This is a genomic window from Cytobacillus praedii (assembly GCF_001439605.1).
Taxonomy (GTDB): Bacteria; Bacillota; Bacilli; order Bacillales; family Cytobacillaceae; genus Cytobacillus; species Cytobacillus praedii.
This window is the reverse complement of the sequence record NZ_LMBX01000004.1, coordinates 165,345-188,756: the sequence shown is the minus strand read 5'-3', so window position 1 is coordinate 188,756 and position 23,412 is coordinate 165,345. Positions and strand designations below refer to the sequence as shown.

Annotated in this window: 20 protein-coding genes and 1 pseudogene; 4 read left to right on the top strand and 17 right to left on the bottom strand. The window is 34.1% G+C overall.

Features of this window, described 5'->3' with window-relative positions:
- Nucleotides 1–20: 20 nt before the first annotated feature.
- Together ASU02_RS06400 and ASU02_RS06395 are read right to left on the bottom strand one after the other, a co-directional pair.
- A complete protein-coding gene (locus ASU02_RS06400) occupies nt 21–1,928 on the bottom strand; it encodes an ATP-dependent nuclease (protein ID WP_057762326.1) in 1,908 nt (635 codons plus the stop codon).
- Entirely contained in the window at nt 1,921–3,741 is a 1,821-nt protein-coding gene (locus tag ASU02_RS06395; RefSeq protein ID WP_057762122.1) for an ATP-binding protein, read from the bottom strand. Before ASU02_RS06395 ends, ASU02_RS06400 begins: the two co-directional genes overlap by 8 nt.
- A gap of 91 nt (nt 3,742–3,832) precedes the next feature.
- On the opposite strand from ASU02_RS06395, the gene ASU02_RS27345 reads away from it, so the two are divergent.
- Together ASU02_RS27345 and ASU02_RS06390 are read left to right on the top strand one after the other, a co-directional pair.
- Nucleotides 3,833–4,036: a recombinase family protein gene (locus tag ASU02_RS27345; RefSeq protein ID WP_408607257.1), complete on the top strand. Its 204-nt coding sequence runs from the start codon at nt 3,833–3,835 to the stop codon at nt 4,034–4,036.
- Between the two features lie 133 nt (nt 4,037–4,169).
- Nucleotides 4,170–4,400: a recombinase family protein gene (locus tag ASU02_RS06390; RefSeq protein WP_057762121.1), complete on the top strand. Its 231-nt coding sequence runs from the start codon at nt 4,170–4,172 to the stop codon at nt 4,398–4,400.
- Between the two features lie 905 nt (nt 4,401–5,305).
- On the opposite strand, the gene ASU02_RS06385 is transcribed toward ASU02_RS06390, so the two are convergent.
- From ASU02_RS06385 to ASU02_RS25700, 12 genes are all read right to left on the bottom strand, one after another.
- On the bottom strand, nt 5,306–5,494 hold the full coding sequence (locus ASU02_RS06385; RefSeq protein ID WP_157684489.1) for a hypothetical protein: 189 nt from the start codon (nt 5,492–5,494) through the stop codon (nt 5,306–5,308).
- A 268-nt stretch (nt 5,495–5,762) separates the two neighbouring features.
- Nucleotides 5,763–6,989, bottom strand: coding sequence for a Wadjet anti-phage system protein JetD domain-containing protein (locus tag ASU02_RS06380; RefSeq protein WP_057762117.1), 1,227 nt, complete (start codon nt 6,987–6,989; stop codon nt 5,763–5,765).
- Nucleotides 6,990–6,991: 2 nt separating this feature from the next.
- On the bottom strand, nt 6,992–10,288 hold the full coding sequence (locus ASU02_RS06375) for an SbcC/MukB-like Walker B domain-containing protein (RefSeq protein WP_057762115.1): 3,297 nt from the start codon (nt 10,286–10,288) through the stop codon (nt 6,992–6,994).
- On the bottom strand, nt 10,285–10,929 hold the full coding sequence (locus tag ASU02_RS06370; RefSeq protein WP_057762113.1) for a DUF4194 domain-containing protein: 645 nt from the start codon (nt 10,927–10,929) through the stop codon (nt 10,285–10,287). The genes ASU02_RS06375 and ASU02_RS06370 overlap by 4 nt, the downstream gene beginning before the upstream one ends.
- Nucleotides 10,930–12,351 (bottom strand): Wadjet anti-phage system protein JetA family protein, encoded by a 1,422-nt coding sequence (locus ASU02_RS06365; RefSeq protein ID WP_057762110.1) that lies wholly within the window; start codon nt 12,349–12,351, stop codon nt 10,930–10,932.
- 244 nt (nt 12,352–12,595) lie between these two features.
- Entirely contained in the window at nt 12,596–12,919 is a 324-nt protein-coding gene (locus ASU02_RS06360; RefSeq protein WP_057762108.1) for a nucleoside triphosphate pyrophosphohydrolase, read from the bottom strand.
- Between the two features lie 122 nt (nt 12,920–13,041).
- Nucleotides 13,042–15,936 (bottom strand): DUF3427 domain-containing protein, encoded by a 2,895-nt coding sequence (locus ASU02_RS06355; RefSeq protein WP_057762106.1) that lies wholly within the window; start codon nt 15,934–15,936, stop codon nt 13,042–13,044.
- Between the two features lie 126 nt (nt 15,937–16,062).
- Nucleotides 16,063–16,464 carry a (deoxy)nucleoside triphosphate pyrophosphohydrolase gene (locus ASU02_RS06350; RefSeq protein WP_057762104.1) on the bottom strand — a complete coding sequence of 134 codons (402 nt, stop codon included), beginning with the start codon at nt 16,462–16,464 and terminating at the stop codon, nt 16,063–16,065.
- A gap of 97 nt (nt 16,465–16,561) precedes the next feature.
- Nucleotides 16,562–18,178 (bottom strand): DUF2075 domain-containing protein, encoded by a 1,617-nt coding sequence (locus ASU02_RS06345; protein WP_057762103.1) that lies wholly within the window; start codon nt 18,176–18,178, stop codon nt 16,562–16,564.
- 50 nt (nt 18,179–18,228) lie between these two features.
- Nucleotides 18,229–18,531: a nucleotide pyrophosphohydrolase gene (locus tag ASU02_RS06340; protein ID WP_057762101.1), complete on the bottom strand. Its 303-nt coding sequence runs from the start codon at nt 18,529–18,531 to the stop codon at nt 18,229–18,231.
- Nucleotides 18,532–18,678: 147 nt separating this feature from the next.
- Nucleotides 18,679–19,440 (bottom strand): TraX family protein, encoded by a 762-nt coding sequence (locus tag ASU02_RS06335; RefSeq protein WP_057762099.1) that lies wholly within the window; start codon nt 19,438–19,440, stop codon nt 18,679–18,681.
- Between the two features lie 42 nt (nt 19,441–19,482).
- Complete coding sequence (locus ASU02_RS25700; protein ID WP_082631716.1) at nt 19,483–19,977, bottom strand: DUF3267 domain-containing protein; 495 nt, start codon at nt 19,975–19,977, stop codon at nt 19,483–19,485.
- 106 nt (nt 19,978–20,083) lie between these two features.
- On the opposite strand from ASU02_RS25700, the pseudogene ASU02_RS26865 reads away from it, so the two are divergent.
- Nucleotides 20,084–20,407 (top strand): annotated as a pseudogene (locus ASU02_RS26865) (kanamycin nucleotidyltransferase C-terminal domain-containing protein).
- Between the two features lie 204 nt (nt 20,408–20,611).
- On the opposite strand, the gene ASU02_RS06325 reads toward ASU02_RS26865, so the two are convergent.
- The 3 genes from ASU02_RS06325 to ASU02_RS06310 form a co-directional block, all read right to left on the bottom strand.
- Nucleotides 20,612–21,607: a DUF4179 domain-containing protein gene (locus ASU02_RS06325; RefSeq protein ID WP_057762097.1), complete on the bottom strand. Its 996-nt coding sequence runs from the start codon at nt 21,605–21,607 to the stop codon at nt 20,612–20,614.
- Entirely contained in the window at nt 21,604–22,170 is a 567-nt protein-coding gene (locus tag ASU02_RS06320; protein ID WP_057762095.1) for a sigma-70 family RNA polymerase sigma factor, read from the bottom strand. The genes ASU02_RS06325 and ASU02_RS06320 overlap by 4 nt, the downstream gene beginning before the upstream one ends.
- A 224-nt stretch (nt 22,171–22,394) precedes the next feature.
- Nucleotides 22,395–22,904, bottom strand: a complete 510-nt coding sequence (locus ASU02_RS06310) for a hemerythrin domain-containing protein (protein ID WP_057762091.1) — start codon at nt 22,902–22,904, stop codon at nt 22,395–22,397.
- A 321-nt stretch (nt 22,905–23,225) separates the two neighbouring features.
- Between ASU02_RS06310 and ASU02_RS27340 the strand changes: the two genes are divergently transcribed.
- A complete protein-coding gene (locus ASU02_RS27340) occupies nt 23,226–23,318 on the top strand; it encodes a putative holin-like toxin (protein ID WP_252239787.1) in 93 nt (30 codons plus the stop codon).
- Nucleotides 23,319–23,412: the final 94 nt, after the last annotated feature.

Genomic DNA, 23,412 nt, shown 5'->3' with positions numbered 1-23,412 from the left:
AAATTTTCAGGATTATTATTTTACATTAGACCATTTATTTTAAGAATATATGAAATTAACTTATCCAGATTCTCTTTTAAATCATTTATCATATCGGCATTAGGTTTTTCAATATCTCTAGGATTTAATTCAAAATGATTAGCGCTTAGCCTTCTAAAAATAAATCTCGCTAAATCATTTTTGTGTATTATTGTTCCACTTGCTTTAGCAATACCTTCAATACCTCTCTGCTCCAACAAGTACCCCACACCGTGAGAGCTTGAATACACATTCCAATCTAAACATTCTAATACTCCGGTTATCTTGGAGGATGGGGCTTTTGAACGATTTCCATAAAACTCCTTTAATAATTGTGGGTGGACGTAGTTCTCTAGTTCTCGTCCCTTAAGAACCCATAAATTTGTGATTTGGTGTATGCTATTTCCATCGATTTCACTAAGACACAGATGTTTAAATTTAGGATTATATTCATTTATATCATTTAATTCCCCTGCAATTCTTAGCATTCTTTGAAATTTTGCTGAACCAATAGCGGTATTATCTGAATCAATAATTACAAATGGATTAGGATTAACTTTTAAAACTTTAAGAACCTCTTCTTCTTCAATTAATTCAATAGACACTTCACCCTCTTCAAATCCATAATGGGCAATATTACTTCCACCAGTCATTAAAATAGAAAAATGCATTCCTTCAATAAGGTTAAAGTCAATACCTTTTTCTTTCTTATATATTTGTAAGTAGACTTTTAACCAAGCTCGTAGCCAAAACATTTCAGATGGTCCTTCCACCCAAATAACCACATTAGACAAAAGTGCATCTCCAGGTATTACACCTAATTCATTACAAACTTCACGAAATTTACCTAAACTCTCACTATTCCTAAAGAAGTTTTCAAAACAGCAAATTTCTCCATTCTTATTAAACCTGTATAATATGTCATCTCCAGTTGCACATTCTAAAACGTTCGGGGAATGAGTAGCTACTATGTATTGTGAATCTCCATGATCCCTAATTAATTGAATTAATAATCTAACGAGCCCTGGTTGCAAATGGCTTTCTATCTCATCTATAACTACTATTTCTTTTTTATTTCTTACTATCTCCATCAAAAGAATATACAGCATTGTATACCCAGTTCCAATTTCATCGGATGAATATTGATTATCATTAAAAGTAAACATTAACTGTTTTTTATCAATATTTGCAGTAACAGTACTTGGATCATCAAGATTGAAAATATTCTTTAACCACACTCTTACTTGTCTCCTACAGTTCCTAATTTCTGCAGGAGAGCGTTGTTCATGAATCCAATTAATTAATTCAGAACCATTTTTATAAAAATCTGATTCTGTACGGTCAAACGATCTTATTGCATCAAAAGCCAATACACGGCTTTGAACTTCTTGATAAAGTTTTTTACATAAGTATTCAATTTCTACTTGATCCATTTCTAAGCATCTACTAAGTTGGTTCGTTGATTTGTATATAAACTGTTCTTTAACAACATCATATTCATGAGTAGGATCATTATTAAGAGTAAGATATATGCAACATAAAAAGTTTCCTTTTATTTTTCTTATTTCAAAACAAAGATGGATATTTGGAATTCTTAATAGTTTTACTAATTCCGGTTCTTGTCTGTCTACAAAAACTTGGGTGTTTATATTAAACTTAAAAATGATTGGATTATCAATTTCAAAATTATGAAAATCACTATCTTGGATATAAGTAGTTCTATAGATATTACGAGTAAACTCGGTTATGTTATCTTTAAAAATTGCAAATGCTCGAGTAATAAGAGATTTCCCTGAATTATTTGGACCAACTAGAATTGTCATATTTTTTGGATCTGCTAATTCCAAAGTACACTCTTCTTTAAAACCTCTGTAATTCCTAAAAACAATACTATTAATAAATTTACTCATCTTCTTTAACGTCCCACCATCTATATAAAGTTTTATTAATATCATAAGATTCCATTAAATGAGACCATGCTTTACTAAAAGACACATCATGTGAATTTGGTGAAGGGTTTGGCATATCTATAATTCCTTTTATAGGCAATGGTACGCATTCTCCAACAATTAAAGTCTCTCCATTTTGAAAGAAAGGTATCATATTAGTTAGTGCACTTAAGTGATCTGGCAATATATGTTTAATAAATGCTTGATCCTCTGGATTTGTAACTCTCAAAACAAAAAAATTAGAACATTGAGAAATAATTGTGGTTGATAGATCAGAAGGACGCTGACTTATAATCAATTGCGAAATCCCATACTTCCTTCCCTCTTTAGCAATTCTCTCTAAGTATTTTTTTGGAAGTCTCGATGTGGGGGTGGACTCTTTCGGTATATAATTATGAGCTTCTTCAAACACAAGATAGAGGGGAAGTGTTGACGATGCTTCCTCCCAGAGCTTAAACTCGAAACAAATCCTACCTAGCATTCCAATTATAATAGGTGTTATCTCTGATGGTATTCTAGACAAGTCAAGAATAGTTAATTGTTTCTGTTCTGTATTATAAGGAATAGATAGTAAATCCATAAAATATCCTCTTATTGAAGTAGATTTCTCATACCCTGTTGGGAATAAGAAAGTGTATCTTCTATCCTGTCTGATACTTTGTAGTTTTTCAATAACTTGATTTAATTTCCCATAATAATTTGGATCTTGGATTACAGAGTCTTTTTCCCTTCCTGGACGATCGATCTTTTGAGATCCTGTTCCATTTCGATAATTTTGTCCATCTTCCGTTAAAGCTAATTCATTGTCAGATTTCCAAAAAGTCCTCTTATTCAATTTAGTTAACTCAGCTATTAATTCATCAATATTAAAATATAAAGGAGAATTAATATTAATCTTTTCAATTATGCCAACTTCATCTTTTATTAAATGGTGTTCTTTTTCCTTAAGAATTAGAATTTGTTCCTTAGTAATTCTAATCCCATCATTATTTTTTGTAGAGTCTATATCGCCCAAAAAAATAGATTGAAACTCTTCAAAATTCAAAAGCCAATATGGCAAAGTGAAAGTACTAGCTGGTACTTTATTAACCTTATGCTCAAATTCACTAGATTCGAATGCCGCAGAATACTCATCATGTAAATCAAAAAATACTACATGGCTATATCTATATTTCCTTAATAATTTTTGTAGAATACTAGCAACTGTACTCGATTTCCCTGAGCCTGTAGAACCCAAAATTACCGAGTGCTTTCCTAAAAATTTGTCAACATGAATTGAAATTTCTTCACTATGAACCCCCGCTACATTTCCCACCTTAATTCCTTCATCTGTTGTTAATGAAAACAATTGCTTTTTTTCTTCTGAAGTTAGTAAGTAACACTTTGAATTAAATCTTGGATAATGACCTATGCCTCTCTGAAATTTTAATACATCTCTAGTTGATTTATCTTGATAACCAATTACTTTGGCAATTGCTACTGCTTTATATTTATCTCCATTAGAACGTGTACTCGGCTGATTACCTTGAACCTCTTCATATTCAGAAACTAATTTAACTTCCTCAAAAATTCCAAAATGTAAATTATTAGATGTTGGGTCTCCTATTAAAAAAATGTCTCCAACTGTGCCAACAAATAGCTTTACAACCTCCCTATTAAAAGTAATCTGTTGCTCTAAATTCCTTTGTAATAGTTCCTTGTTAATCTCAATAACAATATCCATCCCAGAAATAGAGACGACTTGACCAAAGGGATTCTCTTTTGTAACTATCATTGATATCAACCCTCGCTAAATTTCCCTATTTTTCTACATTTTACCACAATTTTATTTTAATTTTATGTCAAAATTTAAGTATTGATAAAGAATACAATATGGTTTTTATAATATTGACACCTCAAAACAACAAGGAGAATTTATTTTTGGCATACATTCCCTATTGGTTCAACAAGAAAGTGAGCAAACTTCACAACGTTCTAAATTTGGTTTAAGATTACGGGCAAAAAAGGGGCATTTCACTGTTTCTATCGTCCCGTTTGGTTATATCAAAATGTTAGCAAGCTTGAAGTAAATGCTGAAACATCGCTTGTGGTTAAGGAGATCTTTCTCCTGTATCTACTTTAGAGCTGGGGACTTTACAGGATTGGTAACTATTTAAGACATAAAAAATCCCTACTCCACGAAGAGTAGGGGGATCAAAAAATGTGGGAGACCTTTGGCATCAAAGCACAGTAAAGACAATATTATCTAATGAAGTGTACACAGGTAACCTTGTACAAAACAAATCTGAAGTCATTGATATTAGAACAGGGACAAGAAAAGAATTCCAATTGATCAACAATCTATTGTTGAAAATCCTCATCCCTACTTATCACCTTGAAGGAATTTCTTGCTGCACAAGCAAAGCTAAAACAAAAGGGAAAATTGAGAAATAATGGTCAAGAAAATCTCTTTGCCCATATAGCTGTAGGTGCTGATTGTCAGTCGGGAATGCATTATAATAAAGACAGAGATTCATACACTTGTTACAAATATGGGAAGTTTTAGTAAGAGTACTGTAGCTCACATACAATCAAAGCAAAGGTCCTTCTATCATATGTCACCGATCACTTAAAAAAGTTACGGTGGGCAGTGTTAAACCAAAGAAGCTACTAGAGTTTGCAAAACAAGAAAGCGGGCAAAATCAACCTGACTACAAAGGTGAATTGCTAAAAATTGAGAAACGTCTACAACAGCTAGATACAATGCAAAGTACCCTCTTAGATATGTTTAATGATGGGGGATTTTACTAAAAAAGAATGGCGGACTCAAAATGACATAATCCGTAACGAACAGCAATCTTTAAATGAAAGAAAAGTTGAGTTACAAAATACTATTGAATAAACAAAAACACACAGACAATAATTTCCGTGCCTTTTAAAAACAAATTAATAGCCTACTTCATCTGAATATTGAAGATGAACAGGTATAAAAACAAATCCTTCATAAACTGATTCATAAAATCAAGGTTTATGAAGTCGGTACATTTAAAATTCATTACAATTTTATAAATCCTAATAGCATAAAAGGAGCATAAAATTCTTTTGCCCCTTCAATTTTAGCAACACTGTACACTCCAAGTGGCTTGAGTGTTGGTCGCAGACATATTGATGTAGTGGTGTTTACCTATTTAAATTTCCATGAAATTTCTAAAGCAATCGCGCCCGATTATTGAATATCATTATAATGATACGGTTCACCGCACCAACTATACTGGCAGTTTTTTCAATAACAAGAAAACCTTTTTTATTGGCATTACTTTTCAAAAGAAAGCTGTGTATAGGTTATAACACATCTTATTTTAATTTGCTTCTCCATTTTGATCATAAAGCATGTGTAATTCCACACGACCATATATGCTATTACTTGAATTAGCAAACTCCAACTTTTCAACGCTATCAAAACCTTTTCTAACAGTTATTGAGAAGCTGTTTATCAGACTTTTATCGAGATCCTCTTGCAAATTATATAGTTCCAGTTCCTCTACCATTCGAGAGCCAACCATAGAAATAAAAGAGATTCCCCTCGGAATAAAGTTGGATACTGATTTACGAGCTCGCGGGCACAATTTTGCTATGGCTTTAGGACCATCTGGATTTACCACCTAACAAGCGCTCTATCTCAAACCAAGTAACCACTTCGCAATGCCATGAGTGCTGAGAGCAGCGTGAATAATATTACTGGGAGATATAGTAGATTTGCCTTAAAAAAGATAAAAAAATTAATAGAATCCTACTTTTATATTTTTAGTAGTTACGCTACACTATTAACTTCCGATTCATCAAATTCAAACTAATAATTTCCTGCTCTAATTTTACATTATTTCCCAACATGTAATTAACTGTATACGCATATAAATCCATCTCTTTTAATTCTTTAAGTCTGGCTATATCATTTTCTGTAAGGCCATGCAAGCATGACTCATACTCTACATTTTTAAGTTCATCAGAAGACATATAATACAAAGCAAAATCAATTCCTGTAATCTCACATAAATTATGATGTATCCAGAAACCACCTGCGTCAATGTCTCCAAAGTGCATATACTTTGTATCTGGATTTGTGTCATGAATCATTCTTATAAATTCACGCTGATATCTGTTAGCATATCCTCCAAGATAAAAGGTGACAGTATCATCATCTTTGTATCTCAAGAATGATGTTCTATTCTCAATTGTCATAAATTTCGAAGCACATATTTTTACAGATTGAATATTCGAAAGATCTGAAGCTATGATTTCTATTCCTTCAGAAAAACCACTAAGATCCACATCATTGCCAGAAATGGTTATCACTACATTTCCTTTAATACAAAGTTTTTGAGGCTCCTTATAAATGTGATAATCCACCAGAATTTCATCAATCAGTTCATTTTCTTCAATAGTTCTATCTGAATACTTGCGTAACAAAGTACACACAGGTTGCAATGTTACATTCTCAAAGAACTTTGAATCACCATAAACCTTCATTGAAACTTCTCTGATGTATAAATCCTTCTGGTTATTTTCTATGAACAAAATTGCTTTGAAAACAGCATCAAGTTCTTTAAAATTCTTTGGAACCTTTCTATTATCAACGCTTTCCGATAATAGCGCACATTCCTTTTCACATATAGGAGAGGCATTCTTGTAACACTCAACCAACAATTGTAACTGCTCAATCTGCATTTCCTTTGACACGTAACCATACTTATCACTTAGGTATTTTTCGATATCCAGAATTCTCTCATCAACAAGATAAATACTCTGTATTTGAGTTCCAAATGTTTCTGTGGTGCTATAAGTAAAGCCTTTGTTCGTCAACTCATTTACCACTTGATTCAATCTGGATATCTCTTCAAAATCACCATCATTAGCATTATACTTTTTATATAATTTTCCAGGTTTCACCTGCGTTCTCCTGTTGGTTTTGTTATCTCCAGAATCTTTCTTACTTCTCCGATAATTATCAACTAAATATGTGAGGATTTTCTCTTCGTATTCCATCACTACACTCCCCTGTGCATTTCAACAATTCCTATCTCCATCAAATTCACTTGGGTTCTTAGAACAGGTAAAACAACTTCACATTCATTACCAATCAGCTCTGTCTTATCAGGAGCACAGAAGATCATCTGAAGATTCTGCTCCTTCATAAATCCAAGCATAATTTTTACATTAGTTGGATCCATTTTTGCAAATGGCTCATCGATAAATACAAGTCTTGTAGAATTAAGCTTATCATTGTAAATCATTAACAATGCCGATAACAAAATAAGCATATATGGAATCTGAACTTCAGCACCAGAATTATAACCAGTCTGTTTTGAAAGCTTGGCTGACTTAAGAACATCATTTGTAAGTAAGATTTCGTATGTCATATAATTACGATAATCTGCATAATGCTCAATCTGATCCTTATCGTTACTCCCAACAATTCGGTTAATAATCTTCCGTATATCCTTTTCCAGCTCTTCTCCCTTATCATCAGAATATGATGTCATTGCATCAAAAGTCATCTGACTTGATGTAGTTCCGAGTTCCTCGCGTTCTTTTAAGTAACTGGCATATTCAAGGATTTTCCCATAATCAGAACCATCCCTAACGTACTTAACATCAAATGCATATTTCGACTTAAATTTCAGTCTTGCTAATTCCGCATTTATTAACTTTAAATCATCCCTCGCAGCCTCACAGAACTTCAACACAGTAAGCACAAACTCATTCTTAAATATTTCTTCATATCGTCTGGTTTGTTTTTCTAACTTCTGCTGAATCTCCTGCAAATCATCCATCCAAATTTTAGATTTTCTTAACTCATATTCAGCTCTGGATTTATCAGACCATGGCAAACGATTATCTACAGATCTAGTAGCATTATATGAAGCTTGAGCTCCTTTAAGCTTCTCGTCTGCTTCTCTAAGAGAACGTTCTGAACGCCCTCTGTCCTTCAATATGCCACCAGTACTGCCCGGGCCATTTGCAATATGCTTTTCGTAATCATCAATGGCCTTTGCATATACTATATTATTAGTACTTTCTAATTTTTTCAAATCACTCTCTATACTTATGATAATCTCATTCTTTTCATTCAACCGGTTTTCATTTATACTATATTTTGTATACATAGCAGATTTGTCCTCACGAACTTCATCCTGTTCTTTATACACAGCCTCAAGATCCTGCTCGAGTCTGGAGACTTGCTCAGCAAGTTCCATATACTCTTGGTTATTTTTTTGAGCGTCTATCAATCGTTCTAATTCATCCTGTTTTTTTACACAATCGATTAATACTTCATCATACAATCTGCAAGCATCGAAATTATTCTCACCAAAGAACTCCATGGCTGTTTCTAAATATGACTTCTTTGATTCTTCCTGCTGCAGTCGTTCATGGAATTCCTTGTATTCAGCAGTTAATGCTTCCAGTGCTTTTATAGCTTTTATTCTATTTAGCTCGATTGTTTCCTGCCCTAAACAGTAAAATCCTATCTTATCGAAGCGCTGAAAGAAACTATCCATAGCAACGGATACTCTGCCATCTTTTGATATAGCGTTCTCGTAATTTTTAACCTTGTCCTTTGTGGTTGCATGAAAACGCCCAAGCTGGTAATCAAAATATTGCTTTGCAACCCGATTCTTTACTTCAATAAATTGAACAACTGAATCCTCTTCAGGTGTTATCTCTTTTTTCATTAAAAGCTTTGTATTGAATAAATGAGCATACCTGTTTTTTGATACATTAAGTACATCATCTGCAATATCATAATATTCCGGCTCAACCAAAATAGTATATCTCCGTCTCCCTAGATAGCTTTCAATTGCATCTCGCCATGACTCATCTTTCAAACCGATAACATACTCACATGCAAAACGAGCTTCAGATGATATACCTCTTTTTTCGAATTCTCTGTTAATCTCATTCTTTAATGCGACATAATCAGGTATTTTTGAAAATGTTGTCTTCTTAGAATTGCAATCATTAATAACTTGTTGCCACTTTGATTGTTGACTTCTATTTTCTTTCAATTTATCCTTGACTCTGGTTATTTCAGCGAAGATCTCATCCCTATGATATTTGATTTTCTTTAGAAGATAATCAACACTACTTTCTTTTTGAATCTTTGAGAAATGATCCAAAGTTAATGAAGACAATACATCCTGCTGTTCAATTGCTAGGTTTTCTTCATAAAACCAGGATAACAGTTCACTTACTCTAGTCTGGAATTCAATAAGAGCGTTCTTTTCATTTTCAAGTTTCTCTTTTTCAGCCTGTGCATCTTCCAAAGCCTGCTTAGCTTCCTCGATTGCTTTTGCACTGTCCATTGAATTCAAATTATCTTTCGCTTTATTGTAAGCTTCACGAAGCTCTTTTTCACGGGTAGCAATTGCTTTAAGCTTTTTCTCATCTTCCGCAATCTGTCTTTTAGCAATGTCCATTTTTCTTGTTGCTTCTTCGATGTCTTTTTTGCACTTCAAGAATCTTTTATATGCAATCTTTACATTATCCGTAAGGATGACATTTCTGGCATTCTGCAAGCCGTCAAAAAGCTTAAGTATATTACTAAGTTCTTCAATTTCATCAGAAATAATAGCAAAACTCATATTCAAAGCATCAATATTATTTTTTGCTTCTACCAGCTTTGAGAAATCAACCTTCTTTTCCTCTAATACACTTTCTCTGATAAACTGATCAATCTTAGCATTTGGGTCATAAGACATAATGCTTCGAAGTTTTCTTCGGAAAGATGCTAACTGCTGCTCATTCAAGCGAAGTCCGGTTCTCTGCATAAATTTGAGTACGCCCTCTTTTACATCCATCATTTTTACACCGAGAACTTTCTGCAATTCTAATGTACTATATGGAATGATCTGTCCGTTATCTTCGTATGTATGAGCGATATTCTCAAGTTTCACATTCTCTAATACATATCTTCTGGTTACAAATCCATTCCCGGAGTCTGTATCTATTACTGTACCAAGGATAAAACTCTTTCCAAGCTCCACCTCCGCCATTTCAAGCACAATATGAGTATATACATTTGGCATCTGGTCTGCAGGTCTCATAAAGGTGGCCGCAGTGGCATCAAGCAGACCTCGTGTATAGGAAGGCACCGTTCTGCTACCTTTATTCTCTGTAGACTTATTAAATACTGTATCCCCGTACAATGCATATTTTATGGCATCCAACAAAACTGATTTACCATTTCCATTCTTACCCGCAATTAAAGTGAAGAAGCCTATAGGTACAGTAATCTGGCTAAAACCATACCAGTTAATCAATCGAATTGATTTCAATTTGATCATTCCAAATCCTCCTCTTCTTCATCACTATCTGAATTCTGTTCTTCTGGGTCTTCTAGCTGGTTGTTCTTCATGTATTCCGCAGAAACTGTCTGGAATTGTGCAACATCCCAACCAAACTGCAATGACGGATACAATGTGATAATAGCATCTTCCGACTGATCCTTTGGATCATAATTAACCAGATCATATTTCTTAAAAATCTTCATAGCTGATGATAACTTTTTACTATCCATGTCTACTTCATATGCTTTGACTTTATCAATAAAATCCCCACGCATTACAACATTCTCATCACTATAACCCAGGTTCTCCAGATATATTTCCCAAAGCACAAGCAGGAGATGGTATTGCTCTGTTGTGAAAGTCACAACATTTGCTCGTTTTAATCCTACTGCTTCTTCATCAGCCTCATTAGGCTTAAGCATTGCAATTCGTACATTTGTATCTACTAATACATCTAATCCAATCATACGTAAGTAATCTGAAACATCCTGTCTATTTGATTCTCTTGATATAAATGAATACAGTTTCTCTTCCTTGTCACCAACGATGAACGTTGAATCCAACAACTTACGAATGCAACGCTTGAACAATATGTTATTTTCTTCTTTTACAGAAATGTTTAATTTGATATCACCCATTTAATTCTTCCTCTTAATACGTATTTTACTAATCGTTGCAATTTCTGTTTCTATAGTTCCTTCCAAGAATTCAACCTCATAAGGAAAATCTCCAGTCCCGGAATATATAATACTGGCTGCTACCATCATGGCATCATCTCTAGTTTTAACCAATGTATCATCCGGTATTAAGCTCACCTTATCTTCAAGTAAGTTATTAAAGTAACTTATTGCTTGCATTACACTGTATTTGTCCGGATATTCATATAACAATTCCTTAGTAAGCCTTGCTTTATCTTCATCTGATAATGAACTGGTAATAATAGCTCCACTCTTGATATTGGGTTTGCGTTTCTTTCGACGTTCAATTGATTTTCTTCCAACATATTTGTATGACTGCAAGCCAAAACACTTGGAAATAGAATCTATAATATCCTTCTTTTCATTTGGATCAAAATCCTTAATTGTCATCAGTAAGTCATTTAAATAGGTCTGCATATTCATACTATTGCTTAAGACCATAAGGATTCTTGTAGAGTATAGGCTGTAATAGTTATTAATTTTCTTATCTATGTAATCCATCTCTTTGACATAATCGTAGCTGATAAAACTTTGCACTTCAGAAAGCTGGCTATCTATTATTTCACGAGCTGCGATTTCGGTTGCGTTATTAATTTTATGATATTCCTTAATCATATTTTCATAGACTTCCGTATTGGTAATAAGTCTAAGCATTTTTTCGATTTCAGAAATATATCCGGGTATTAAACCATCCTTCTTTATGAAAAAGTAATCATTAAAGAAAGACTCCATCATTTCATCTTTGATAAGGAACTGTCCTAATTCATTGGTCTCCGTCATTTTTATAATTATACGCATTATAGACCTAATGCTATCTTTAAGCACCAACAGTTCATTTTTTAAGTCTGAAACACTATCCGATACCGGTACCAGAATATTGGAATATGGTCTATGAGTTCTACCATGATCTATAAAAGCAGAATGCAGAATATCATAAATGGAGAAAATGTGGTTAGTCAAAGCCGCACTGGTATCACGATTAAAGATTCTCTCTATCGAATCAATCATCTTCCTACAATAAGGCATAACAGTAGCAATATTGTCACCATTCCTTCCAATCTCCCGCTCTGAAATCCAACCACAATATCTGAAATATCTTAGAATTGCGCTAGCATTTTCAGTCTCTGATTTCTTACTGCTAATATTCGCATCAGCATCCCCAGTGTTATCTTCCTCCTCCATCATGTAAGAATAGTTACGAAGATACAAAATCAAAATGGCTTTGGCATCAGTTTCATAAAGAAGTGGAACTGACTTTGACTTTTCAATGAGCTGTAAAATGCATTCATAATATATCCTTTTATTTTTACAACAAAGCGGATTAAAAAAACGATCGTACTCCACATTGTCAAATAGGATCATATTTCTCTCCCCCTCTCAAATACCTAATTCACATTGCACTCCTTAGAATCAAAACATACAGTATTCAATACAGATTTCTGATTTATGCTTTTTGGTATAGGAGGAATTCGTCGAATTACGTGACTTTTCCGAAAAAATAAAATTAAAATGTGCCCATATTTCTTTATCTGTTAAATATTCAGCCCTCATTTCTCCTATTTGAAGCTTATGACTCATACCACACCTGCTCATATTAGTAGTCTTTTTATTCGCTAACCTCTATTAGAAATACTTTTTCACGGAAACTGCCCCTTTTTTCTGCTTTCTGTTTACGAACCTCCTCAATTTTATCAATCGTTGCGCCATGATACTCCGCAAGAGCATAGATGATTTCTAAAACATCTGCCAATTCCTCAATCGCCTCTTCATTATTCGTAGTATTCACATACTCATCAAGCTCCTCGAAGCTTTTTTTCTTGAGCTCTTTTATATATTCAGTGTTATCTAATATTTTCGTTGAGAACTTTTTTCCGGTTTTTTTGATGATTTCTGGGATGCGGTCTCGAACTAGTTTGTTGTAAGTTGGCATTTGAGATTCTTCCTCTCTTTATTACAATCACTCTTCAAAATATATGTTGTAGGGTGAAATTTTACTTAGATTAGTTAAAGACACCTGAACCCTCGAGAAACTAAGCGCTCAGGCATCCCTAATTATTCTACATCCTCACTACCCTCAATAATATAATGATAAAGCTTACTCTCAATCGACTGCTCCATAACCATATTCATATGAACCACCGGCTTGCCATCCTTCATCACGTCCTGCTGAACCGTGCTCTTATCAGGCTTTGCTTTACCTAGGTAATAGAAATCGCTACCTTCATCGTCATCTTTTTTGACAAAAATATGGAGATCGATATGATTTTCTTCAGCATTAATGATTGTTTGAACCTCATCTGAGCTTAATGTTCTGTTACTACGCGTATACCATTTAAGAACATCCTGACTGAGAAACTCATCACCATAATTTACACTAGATTCAATTTCATCTTTTTTATGGTAGGTAATAAAGATCGGACATGTATGATGTTTAGTTTTGTAACCATACATCGTGGAGCTTTCGTCATTTTGCCAATTTAATAGTTTACAAGAGTCTTTTCTTGAGTATTTTTCATACAAAGTTAGTGGTTGTTTACATTCATATCTTTTACTTTTTTCTTTTGCACTTAATAAAATATCTAATACCATTGTTCTGAAATAATCATTACTTACTAGACTTTCACGGATCGCATCATTAAACGTAAAATAGTTTTCATTGAAAGTAATAATGGGTTGATCCCCATATTTTTTCTTAAAGACTTGAGTAAAAAATGATAAATCAAAGATGCCTTTGACTGATGCAATGGTATCCTCGTCTACAACGCAACCTTCTTTGTTTAAATGATTAATATACTCCCCATGTGCAACCTTTTCTTGCTGCATTAACAATTCCAACAATACGATTTCGTGCTTACGCTTTCCATTTACTAGCTCTAACGACAGCATTGTCAAAACCTGATTTTCATAGTTTGTTATCGTTGGTACTTCTTCTTTCATTTTTAATAAAAATTGGTTGTAGTTCGAATATTTATCAACAATGACAACGGGATCGATAGAATGCTGCATGACGAAATCATATAGGTATGGCACTCGACCAAGTCTATTTTTCACCTCAATAAAGGCATCCTTTAGAATTCTGAGTGTAGTCAGATTACTATTATTTATAGCACTGAAGATCCGCTTTTTAGCGACTTCTTCAAAGTTAATCGTTGATACACCTTTTATATAGCTTGTGTCCTTCGTATGTCGGCGGATATTATCCTTGTTTTGTGATTGATCACCTGATAAAGCAATCGGAATTAAATAGTTATTTTTGTAATTACCAATAAAATCGATGATCGTAACGAAATCCTTTGAGTCATGCTTACGAAGGCCTCGGCCAAGCTGCTGAATGAATATAATGCTAGATTGTGTCTGTCTTAACATGACAACCTGATTAATGCATGGGATATCAATCCCTTCATTAAAAATGTCGACTGTTAATATATAATCCAATTGACCATTTTCTAATTGATTCACTCGATAGGATCTTTCTTCTTGAGAATCATCACCCGTCAACGCAACTGTTCGTAAGCCTTTATCATTTAATGCTCTTGATAATTCTTCCACTTCTTTTTTTCGACTGCAAAATATTAACCCCTTAACCGTTTCACCAGAAAAACCATAATATTCAACCTTATCGATAATATGATTGACACGTTCCTCGTTAATAAGCTTCGTTAAAATGGTCGCATCATCCATATTTTCTCCATTGATATCAAGGTCCGTCACACCGAAATAATGAAAAGGAGAAAGCATATCTTCCTCAAGCGCTTCCTGTAAGCGAATTTCATAAGCAATGTTGTAATCAAACAGTTCATAAATATTAAAGTCATCTGTTCGTTCAGGTGTGGCCGTCATCCCCATAAAAAATTGCGGTTTTAAATAATCGATCACTCTTCGATAGGACTCGGCACCCGCTTTATGGACTTCATCTATTAATACATAATCAAATTCCTGCGGATCAAATTCCCTTAATGTTCCTTCTTTTGAAATGGTTTGGATGGTTGCAAATAAATACTTCGCATTTGTTTGCTTATTGGAGCCTGATAAAATCCCAAAGTCTTCATCTATTCCGCCAAGAACTTTTTGAAAGTCTGACTTTGCTTTATTTAGGATTTGCTCTCTATGTACAATAAAAAGCATGCGCTTAGGACCAAATCGCCTTACATCAAAGGCAGAAAGATAGGTTTTCCCTGTCCCTGTTGCCGAAATAATTAATCCTTTATCCTTGCCCGCTGCTCGGACCGCTTCAATTTGTTCCAGTGCCGCTTGCTGCATCTTATTCGGAACGATCTTCAATGCATCCTCAATGGCATTCGTCTGATATTGGGTAGGTAATTCTACTACCTGATCAAAATCTTTATTGTCTGCTACTTGAGAATAGGTCTTTTCGTATTCCTCGATCCATTCCTCTGTTAAAACCCTAGCCTGATCCCATACTTCTTCAAACTGACTCTTGAAGTGATGAACGATCTCCCCATTTTCAAGTGAGGTTAATTTTACATTCCATTCATAATTAACCTTTAAGGCATGTGCAGTTAAGTTAGAGCTCCCGATAATAAGGGAGTAATGTGTATCATGGTTAAATATGTAGCCCTTCGAGTGAAAGCCTTTTAAATCTGTTAATCTCACTTCTACATTTTTGATTTTCATCAATTCCCTAAACACTTTAGGCTGATTAAATTGTAAAAAGGTAGATGTTAATATCCGCCCCTTTACTCCTTTTCGATTTAGGTCGAGAAAATGAGATTTAAGTGTTGCAAGGCCACTTTCCGTAATAAAAGCGACAGAAAAAATAAAGGACTTACTTTGATCAAGCTCTTCTAACAATGTGGATAAAACGTTTTCATTTTTCTTTAAATTATTTACTAATAGCTTCGGTTTATATCTCCCAGATTTATTAAGCTGTTTATCTATAAAGCCCTTATGTAGTGATGCTTCTAAGCTCTGAATCAAATTCTCCATATAATCCCCAATCATTTCCATTTGTTTATACTAATTGTAATACTCTAAATTTTTGAGTGCAATTTATTTTTATAGCAAAAAAGCCATCCACAAATTGTGAGTAGCTTCTTTGTCTATTTTTATCGATTATTTTACTTGAATAGCTCCTGATAGTTTTTCTACTGCTGGAATATCCGCGGGTGCCCAGTCTAGTGAAGCAAGCTCACTTGGCGGTAACCACTTTATTGCGACATGCTCTGTTAGCTCTGGTTTTCCTTCTATTAGCTTACAGCTAAAAGTCGTTAAATGAACAATGCCGAAGTCATATTCATACACCGTATGATCGACCTGCTCACCTATTTCTATTTGACAATTCATCTCTTCACTAATTTCTCGTTTTAATGCTTCCTGAGCAGATTCTCCGGCCTCAATCTTCCCGCCAGGAAATTCCCATTTTAAAGGTAAAGATTTATCTTGGCCTCTTTGGGCGCATAGGATTTTATTGTTATCGATGATGATCGCACCGACGACATGAATGTTTTTTTTCATGGGTCCTCCTTGTATGCAGCTTATTTACACATAAGTAGCTGTATCTATTATAACTTACTTATGATTTTTGTTAGAGAGGAAAAACTATTAGCGTTATTTAATTATTTTGAAGCTCTAACAACCTCTCTCTCAATTTCGGATCACTAGCATAAATAAACAGGCCACGTATTCCTCTTTTCATAAGAACATTAAGAGAATTTAATATGATTTTTTCCTTTATTTCATCGCTATTTAGAAATTCATCTTTTCCCCTATATGCTTCTGTATCTTTATAATTTTCTGTTAGAATTTTTAATTCATCTGTGTCTTCATCATATGAAATGGATGGACCCAGAATAACACCAACATAGTTTAAATCGAAGCCTTGTATGGTATAAATAGAACCGACTTCCCTGACAGTTTCTGCTTTTTCTGCCCATGTAGTATTTCCGTAATCCCCATTCCAAGGAAGTTTAAAATGATCTTCTTCTACGTAATACTCTTGATCGTCTTTCTTATGTATGTAATCGAATGTAGATACAATCCTTGCTAAACCATATTCCTCATTCAATCCCTGTATTACGTCATACATTTTAGCAGATGACTCAAAGATCTTAAAATTATATTCAGGGTCGTTTGGTATCTCGGTAATCTTCTTTTCAACAAAATGGTCGATCCAATTAACCATTTCATTAGTTGCCTGCATGCGGAATTGGTTCGTTAGCTTATAGGTAGGTTCAGTATTATATTTTCCTATAATCGATTGAAGTCTCTCCTCATCCCAGTAGCTCTTCATCTTTAATACTTGCTTATCATCGTACACTGCGATAACAATCTTGCTATGTCTAATAATCTCTTGCAGCTGATTCTCCTCAACAAAGTTATTATATGGATCAGGCTTGGTCAACAATAAATGAGCTTCATCGACTAACACAATATCAGCCTTTTCCATCAATTTTTTCCGCTGGTTAATAAAGGATGTTGGCTTTTCAAAATTCTTTTTAGTGAGTGCTTTAACATTACCAGCTATCTTCTTATACGTTTTTAACATCTCTGTATGATTGACTAATAAATAATTATTAGTTTTATACAATGGTGATGATTTTTCCTTTGATAACTCTTGAATTTTGTTAATTACGGAGCTTAATACAACACTTTTTCCTACTCCAGCTTCCCCTTTTATTAAGAAAACAAAATGCTCATCATCATTAATATGTTGCTTACAAACCTCAATAATCTTCTGCTGAAGCTCTAATTGTTCTATCGATAATTCTTTGAATGGGGACAGCTTGAATATGTCCTTATTTTCAATGGTATATCTTGAATTATCTACAATCTCCCTCTTTAATAGCTCGTCCCATATATCTTCAAACAATTCCTCATTAAAGTACTTTTTTTCATAATAATTGTGCATCACACTATTAACGGTTTGACTCTTGTTTTGTAATTTGTAGCGTTCATCTGCTAAAAAATAATTGATCAGCTTGGTTTCTATATTATATGTTGCCGATCGATTAAACTTTTCATGAATGATCAGGGACATCTTCTTTAATGCTTTTCTCTCACTATTATTTAAGTGGTCCCTCATCCGATTTCTTACTGCCACAGTCTCACCGATATAGACTGTTGTATCATTATTGAGAAAGTAAACTACTGGATAATCGGTATAGTAACCGTTCATTCTATCTATTGATGATCTGTCAAAAGGCATTGTTTTTATCTCTATTTTACTCATCTTGATTTCTACCTACCTCATGATTGCTGGCATAATGAAGGATTCACCAATTACTTCACTTTATTAACTGGATATTTCAAAGCATTCTTCTCCATCTTCTTAAACGCTTCCTCTTCCAGATCGATATTCATTTTATCCGCTAACTGCAGAAGATAAATAAATACGTCCGCCATCTCCTCTTTAATATTCTGTTTGGATTCAGCAACTGCTTCTTCACTTGTTCTCCATTGGAAGTTTTCTAATAGTTCATTCGCTTCTAGAGAAATAGAAAGAGCTAAATCCTTTTCATTATGATAAGGACTCCATCCTCGCTCATCTCTAAATTCAATAATTTTTTGTATGAGTTCTTTCATTTCTAGCCCACCTAATTTGAATATTATTTTTGTAAATATATTCTATTTTAACATTTGGTGTTATGCAATTAAATAGAAGCAGGCGCCTGTAGCGGACACCTGCTTCGATTATAAAGTAAAGCTCTTGGCAGCAGTGGAATCTTGATATTATTGTAAGCTTCTCCCGATAAAATAAAGAACTATTATATGTATGGGATAGAAGAAATAGAAAAAGTATTTTAATCCAACCCCTTTTTTGCCGTTATAGAGCAATAATAAGGGAAGTGCCAAAATCATGAGCCACTGAAAATCTCCAAATTGAAAAAAGATTCTATTATGAAGTTCAAACATATGGCCACGCTTTAGTATTATCACGAAAATAAGGGCAGAAAAAAATAGATAGTATAGTGTTAATTGTTTTTTAGTTTGAAAGTAATAAAACCCAACACCTAACAAAACAAATACAATGCCACCTTCAACAAATAACGAATTCCCTAATACTGCTCCAAGAAAATACTTATCCATTAACCTGTGAATAACAAAGAAATCAGTGAAATAAATAATAGGCACAGCACTAATTAGCTGCCAAAGGAGAATATAGGTAAACTTCTTTTTCTCAATGGCGTAAAGAAAAAGACCTATTAAAAATAACGGCGCAAAAAAATTATAGTTGTCATAATAGTTTGATTCTGGCATGGCTATTAATACAAGATTAACGAATGCCATTCCAACACTAGCAATATATAAACGCAATAGATACTTCTCTTTATTCGACGTATAGCGATATCCAATTGCAACGAAATAAATAAATATTGGTGCTGCAATCCGTCCTATCCATCTAAAATATTCTGGCGTATTTGGTATGAAGACACCAATATGGTCAATTAGCATTGCAACTAAGGCAATGATTTTTAGCGCGGTAGTAGTCAATTAAGGATTCTCCTTTTCAACATATGGTTACATGCCTCATACTTATTGCAAACGGTAATAGCCTTTGCAAAATATGGAGTTCTTCGGTTTAATAGCAATTAAATATGAACTAATGATGGCTGAGCCGGAAATCACAGTGTTTATCCAGCTCACAAATAATAAGATTGACTTAAGATCTCCAGTTAAAAAACACGATACAATGGCAGGCACTACTGATAATGCAAGGAGGGGCAAGCTCATAAAAACCCAAAATCTCGGTTTGGATTGGATTGCATTTGTTTGGAGCCAGAAAAATATGCCGCTAAACGTTAAACTAATATCACCTTTTTTGTTTATGACAATGATGTGAAGGGTTTCATGAATGATGAAGATGAGGATACCAATTAAAACAAGAGCAAATATAGAGATAGGAGGGAACCAACCTCTTAAGAAATATGGAATCAGACATATCATGAGCTGGAGTAGATAAACAAATTTCATATAGTGCGTTCGTAACCATTGATTCCTTATAAAGGGAGTCCATTCTGACAAATTCATCTTTACTTGTGGTAAGTGTTTAAACCACAATATCATAAGATTTCACTCCCTCAATTAATCCCCCTCCCATATATTACCACATTCTATTAAATAGTATATTGATAAATTGAGAAATATAAAGGTTCAAGGTCCTGAAACATATTTGCCTACTTTTGCTATAAATATAGCAACTGCGGGTGCGATGATTTTGGGATTACACAATAAACGATATTTTACGACAGCCGCTCAAGTATTGCCATAAGCTTTAAAATTTTCAAGTAGGCCCTGTCGGTTTGATAAACTTTGCGAACTGGTGATGTCTGGTCACCTGTATGACTCTAAAATGATAAATTATGCATGTGAAAACTTTTGGAATGGTTTATTGGACTGGTCGAAAGAGAATGGTTATAGTGTTCGTTATTCTAACTGTGTACCCTTATCATTCATTTAGTGAATGGAATACCGCCAACCATTCATTGGAGTACTATAATGGATGGTTGGCAGCATCAGAAATTATACTATTTAAAAACCCAATTTCTTCATTAAATATTGAGAAATTGGGTTATTTGTTACCTAAATAAATGGCCTACAATGCATTGGTATACAAATCTTTTTCCGAAGTATAGTTTCAATAGAATATGATACCCCCCTCTAATTATTTTTCATCTAAATCAAGTTCTATTATTTCATCAGTTAGGATGACTTCTTGAGCGTGCTTTTCCTTAGAAACAATTGGAATGATCCTAATCTTTCCACCTTCTATTGCCACAAAGCGGTTATAATTATCATAGTTAAATTGTTTTGCCATTAGTATCTCCTGTATTGCTTCTCCATGTTCATTTTCTAGCTTAAAATACACATCGTCATAAATATTGGACATTTTATAAACTAATTTTGAAGAAACAGGTGTAAGAATCAATTCTTCTAGTTCAATATTTTGGCCATTCTCTAATGTGAAGCGATGATTAATTGGAATTTTCGTCGAGTTTGCAATTAAGTTTTCTCCTGAAGCTTTAAATTTAAATGACCATTTACCCTTTAGCGTTTTTTCCGAATCACTTCTTCTCAAATCATTAAAAACAATGCGAATTGATTTTTCTTTTTGCAAATCCATATGTCCAATGTCCGCAGTCCAAAAATAATTAATGTAAGACTCTGTTATTTCTTGTGGACCACCACCGCCACCTTGTTGGATTTTTTGACCATCAATGTATATATCAATATCTGAAAACCAATTATAGACTAAATCATTGTTCTCCAATTTCGTATGAAATGTACTGCTAATTAAGAGCTGTCCTTCATCTAAGATAACTTCATTTAAAGTGACTTTTACACCATTCTCTTCAACAGAATCACCGATAATCGTTTTAAAATCGGATAGTGTTCCTGCTTGCGAATGAACAAAAGCCTCTAATTTCTCTCCGACAATCGGGATGTCTGCCAATGCAAAATTCGAGTTTAAAGCAATAGTAGAAACAAGGGCGAGTGAAGCAACAGCTGAAAGTGTTTTGACAGGAATCGAACGACGTCTATTTAATTTCTTTTTTATTCTTTTCTTAATAGTTTTTTTCTCGATAGTTGTTAAGGGACAATCTTCGTACTCTTCAAGATTGATTTTTTCATCATTCATCTTTTCAAATAATTCTTTCACGAAGATTCCTCCTTTTCTTTAAACTTATTTTTAAATACCGCACGTAATTTTTTACGCCCGCGTGATAATCGATTATAAAGGACCGACGTATGCACACCATGTTCTTTCGCCAGCTCTTCAATGCTTTTTTGCTCCCCATAATATTGTAAAAATAAGCGTTGATCCTCTTTCTTCAAAGATGATAGAAGGTTCTCGGTCTGATCACTCAACGTATTTTCGACTATTTTTGTCTCGGTATGATTGAAATCTTCTAGCATGTGATCTTCTAATTCATATTGCTGTAGAAACCTTTTATATTGCCTTTGATAATCTATTGACTTGTACTTAGTAATAGCAGCAATCCAGTTTTTCAATGAATTTTTATTCTTATCATACGATTCAATATTTTTCCAGACTAAAAGGAGTACATCATCTAAACACTCATCTTGAACGATTTCTAAGTTTCCTAAGAACTTCCTGATAATTGACTTGATCGTACCTCCATACTCGTCAACTATATAAAAGAGTGCTTTTTCATTTTTTACTTTCAACTGTTCCACTACATTCTCATCTGTGATTTTCATATACTACCTCCAACAAGGGCCCTATACTCTTATTACGTAAGCCATTGGATCATTTCTATCAAAATAAAAGAATTTATTTATATGCATAGAGATTTTACTTTTGTAAATATCTTCTATTTTAACATTTGTATTTAAATAGAAGCAGGCACCTAAGTAGATGCCTGCTTCTCTTATATAGTAAATATCAATTGGTAGCATCGATATCTTTGCTGTGGTGAAGCGACTTAACACGCTTGAAATCTTCTTTCAAGCTCCTCCTTCTCCTCATCGGACAGTATTTTCTCTGCCAATGGAAACAGCACTTTTTCTTCCCTATCAAAGTGCTGAATTAATGTAGCATAAGCTTGAACGGCATATACAGAAATAGCTTGGGCTTCTTCTTCATCAATGGTAGGTCCCGCTTGTTCCGCTTCAGTCAGGAATTCTCGTAAATGCTGTTCAGCCTTCTCATGCTCAAATTCCATCACTTCTATGGTTTTGTCATTCTCTCCAAGGCGGCTGGCCATCATTGGGAACAGCCAGTCATCCTCTTTTTTCGAATGTGCCTTTAGCTTACTATTGAATTCCTGAATCCGCTCGTATAATCTCGAAAACTCTTGAATCACAACAGGACCTGATTCGAATTCTATCTCTTCTGTGATTTCATAGAAATGATTCATCTCTTCCCGGAGTAACACATGCTCATCCTTTAATTGCTGCAGTGGAGCACTTAATATAACGTTTGATGCCTCCATCCTCCCATTCCTCCTCTAACCATGATGGCGTCGGTCTCTTTCTTCTTAAAAGAATACGCCAAACTTGCTGACAATTTCGTGACGATCATCACAAGAAAACAATGGGGGCAGCACTCATCCAATGGCCAATCTCAAATGCAAAAATAGGTCCTTCCCTAATTCCGCTTACTTAAGAAGTTCCCCAAGATCAGAAAAACTGCCAAAATGACAGCTTCATTATTCAATTTGAAAGTACCGATACAGAAATATGTAATTTCTCTTTCATTATTTTGTATAGGACAAGTTGGGATNGAAGGCTGAATATAGGGAGGCGATGTATAGATGGGTACATTTGAAGCACTATCTCTGATGATTAGCTTTGGGATGTTTGTAATCGCCATTTTGCAATTTAAAGATAAGGATAAAAATTCTTGAACACGCTGAAAATAGCGTGTTTTTCTCTGTAAAAAGTGAATGCTTCGGAAGGGTAGTTAAGCAGGGGGCCAAAGGGCTGTGAATGATTCAGACG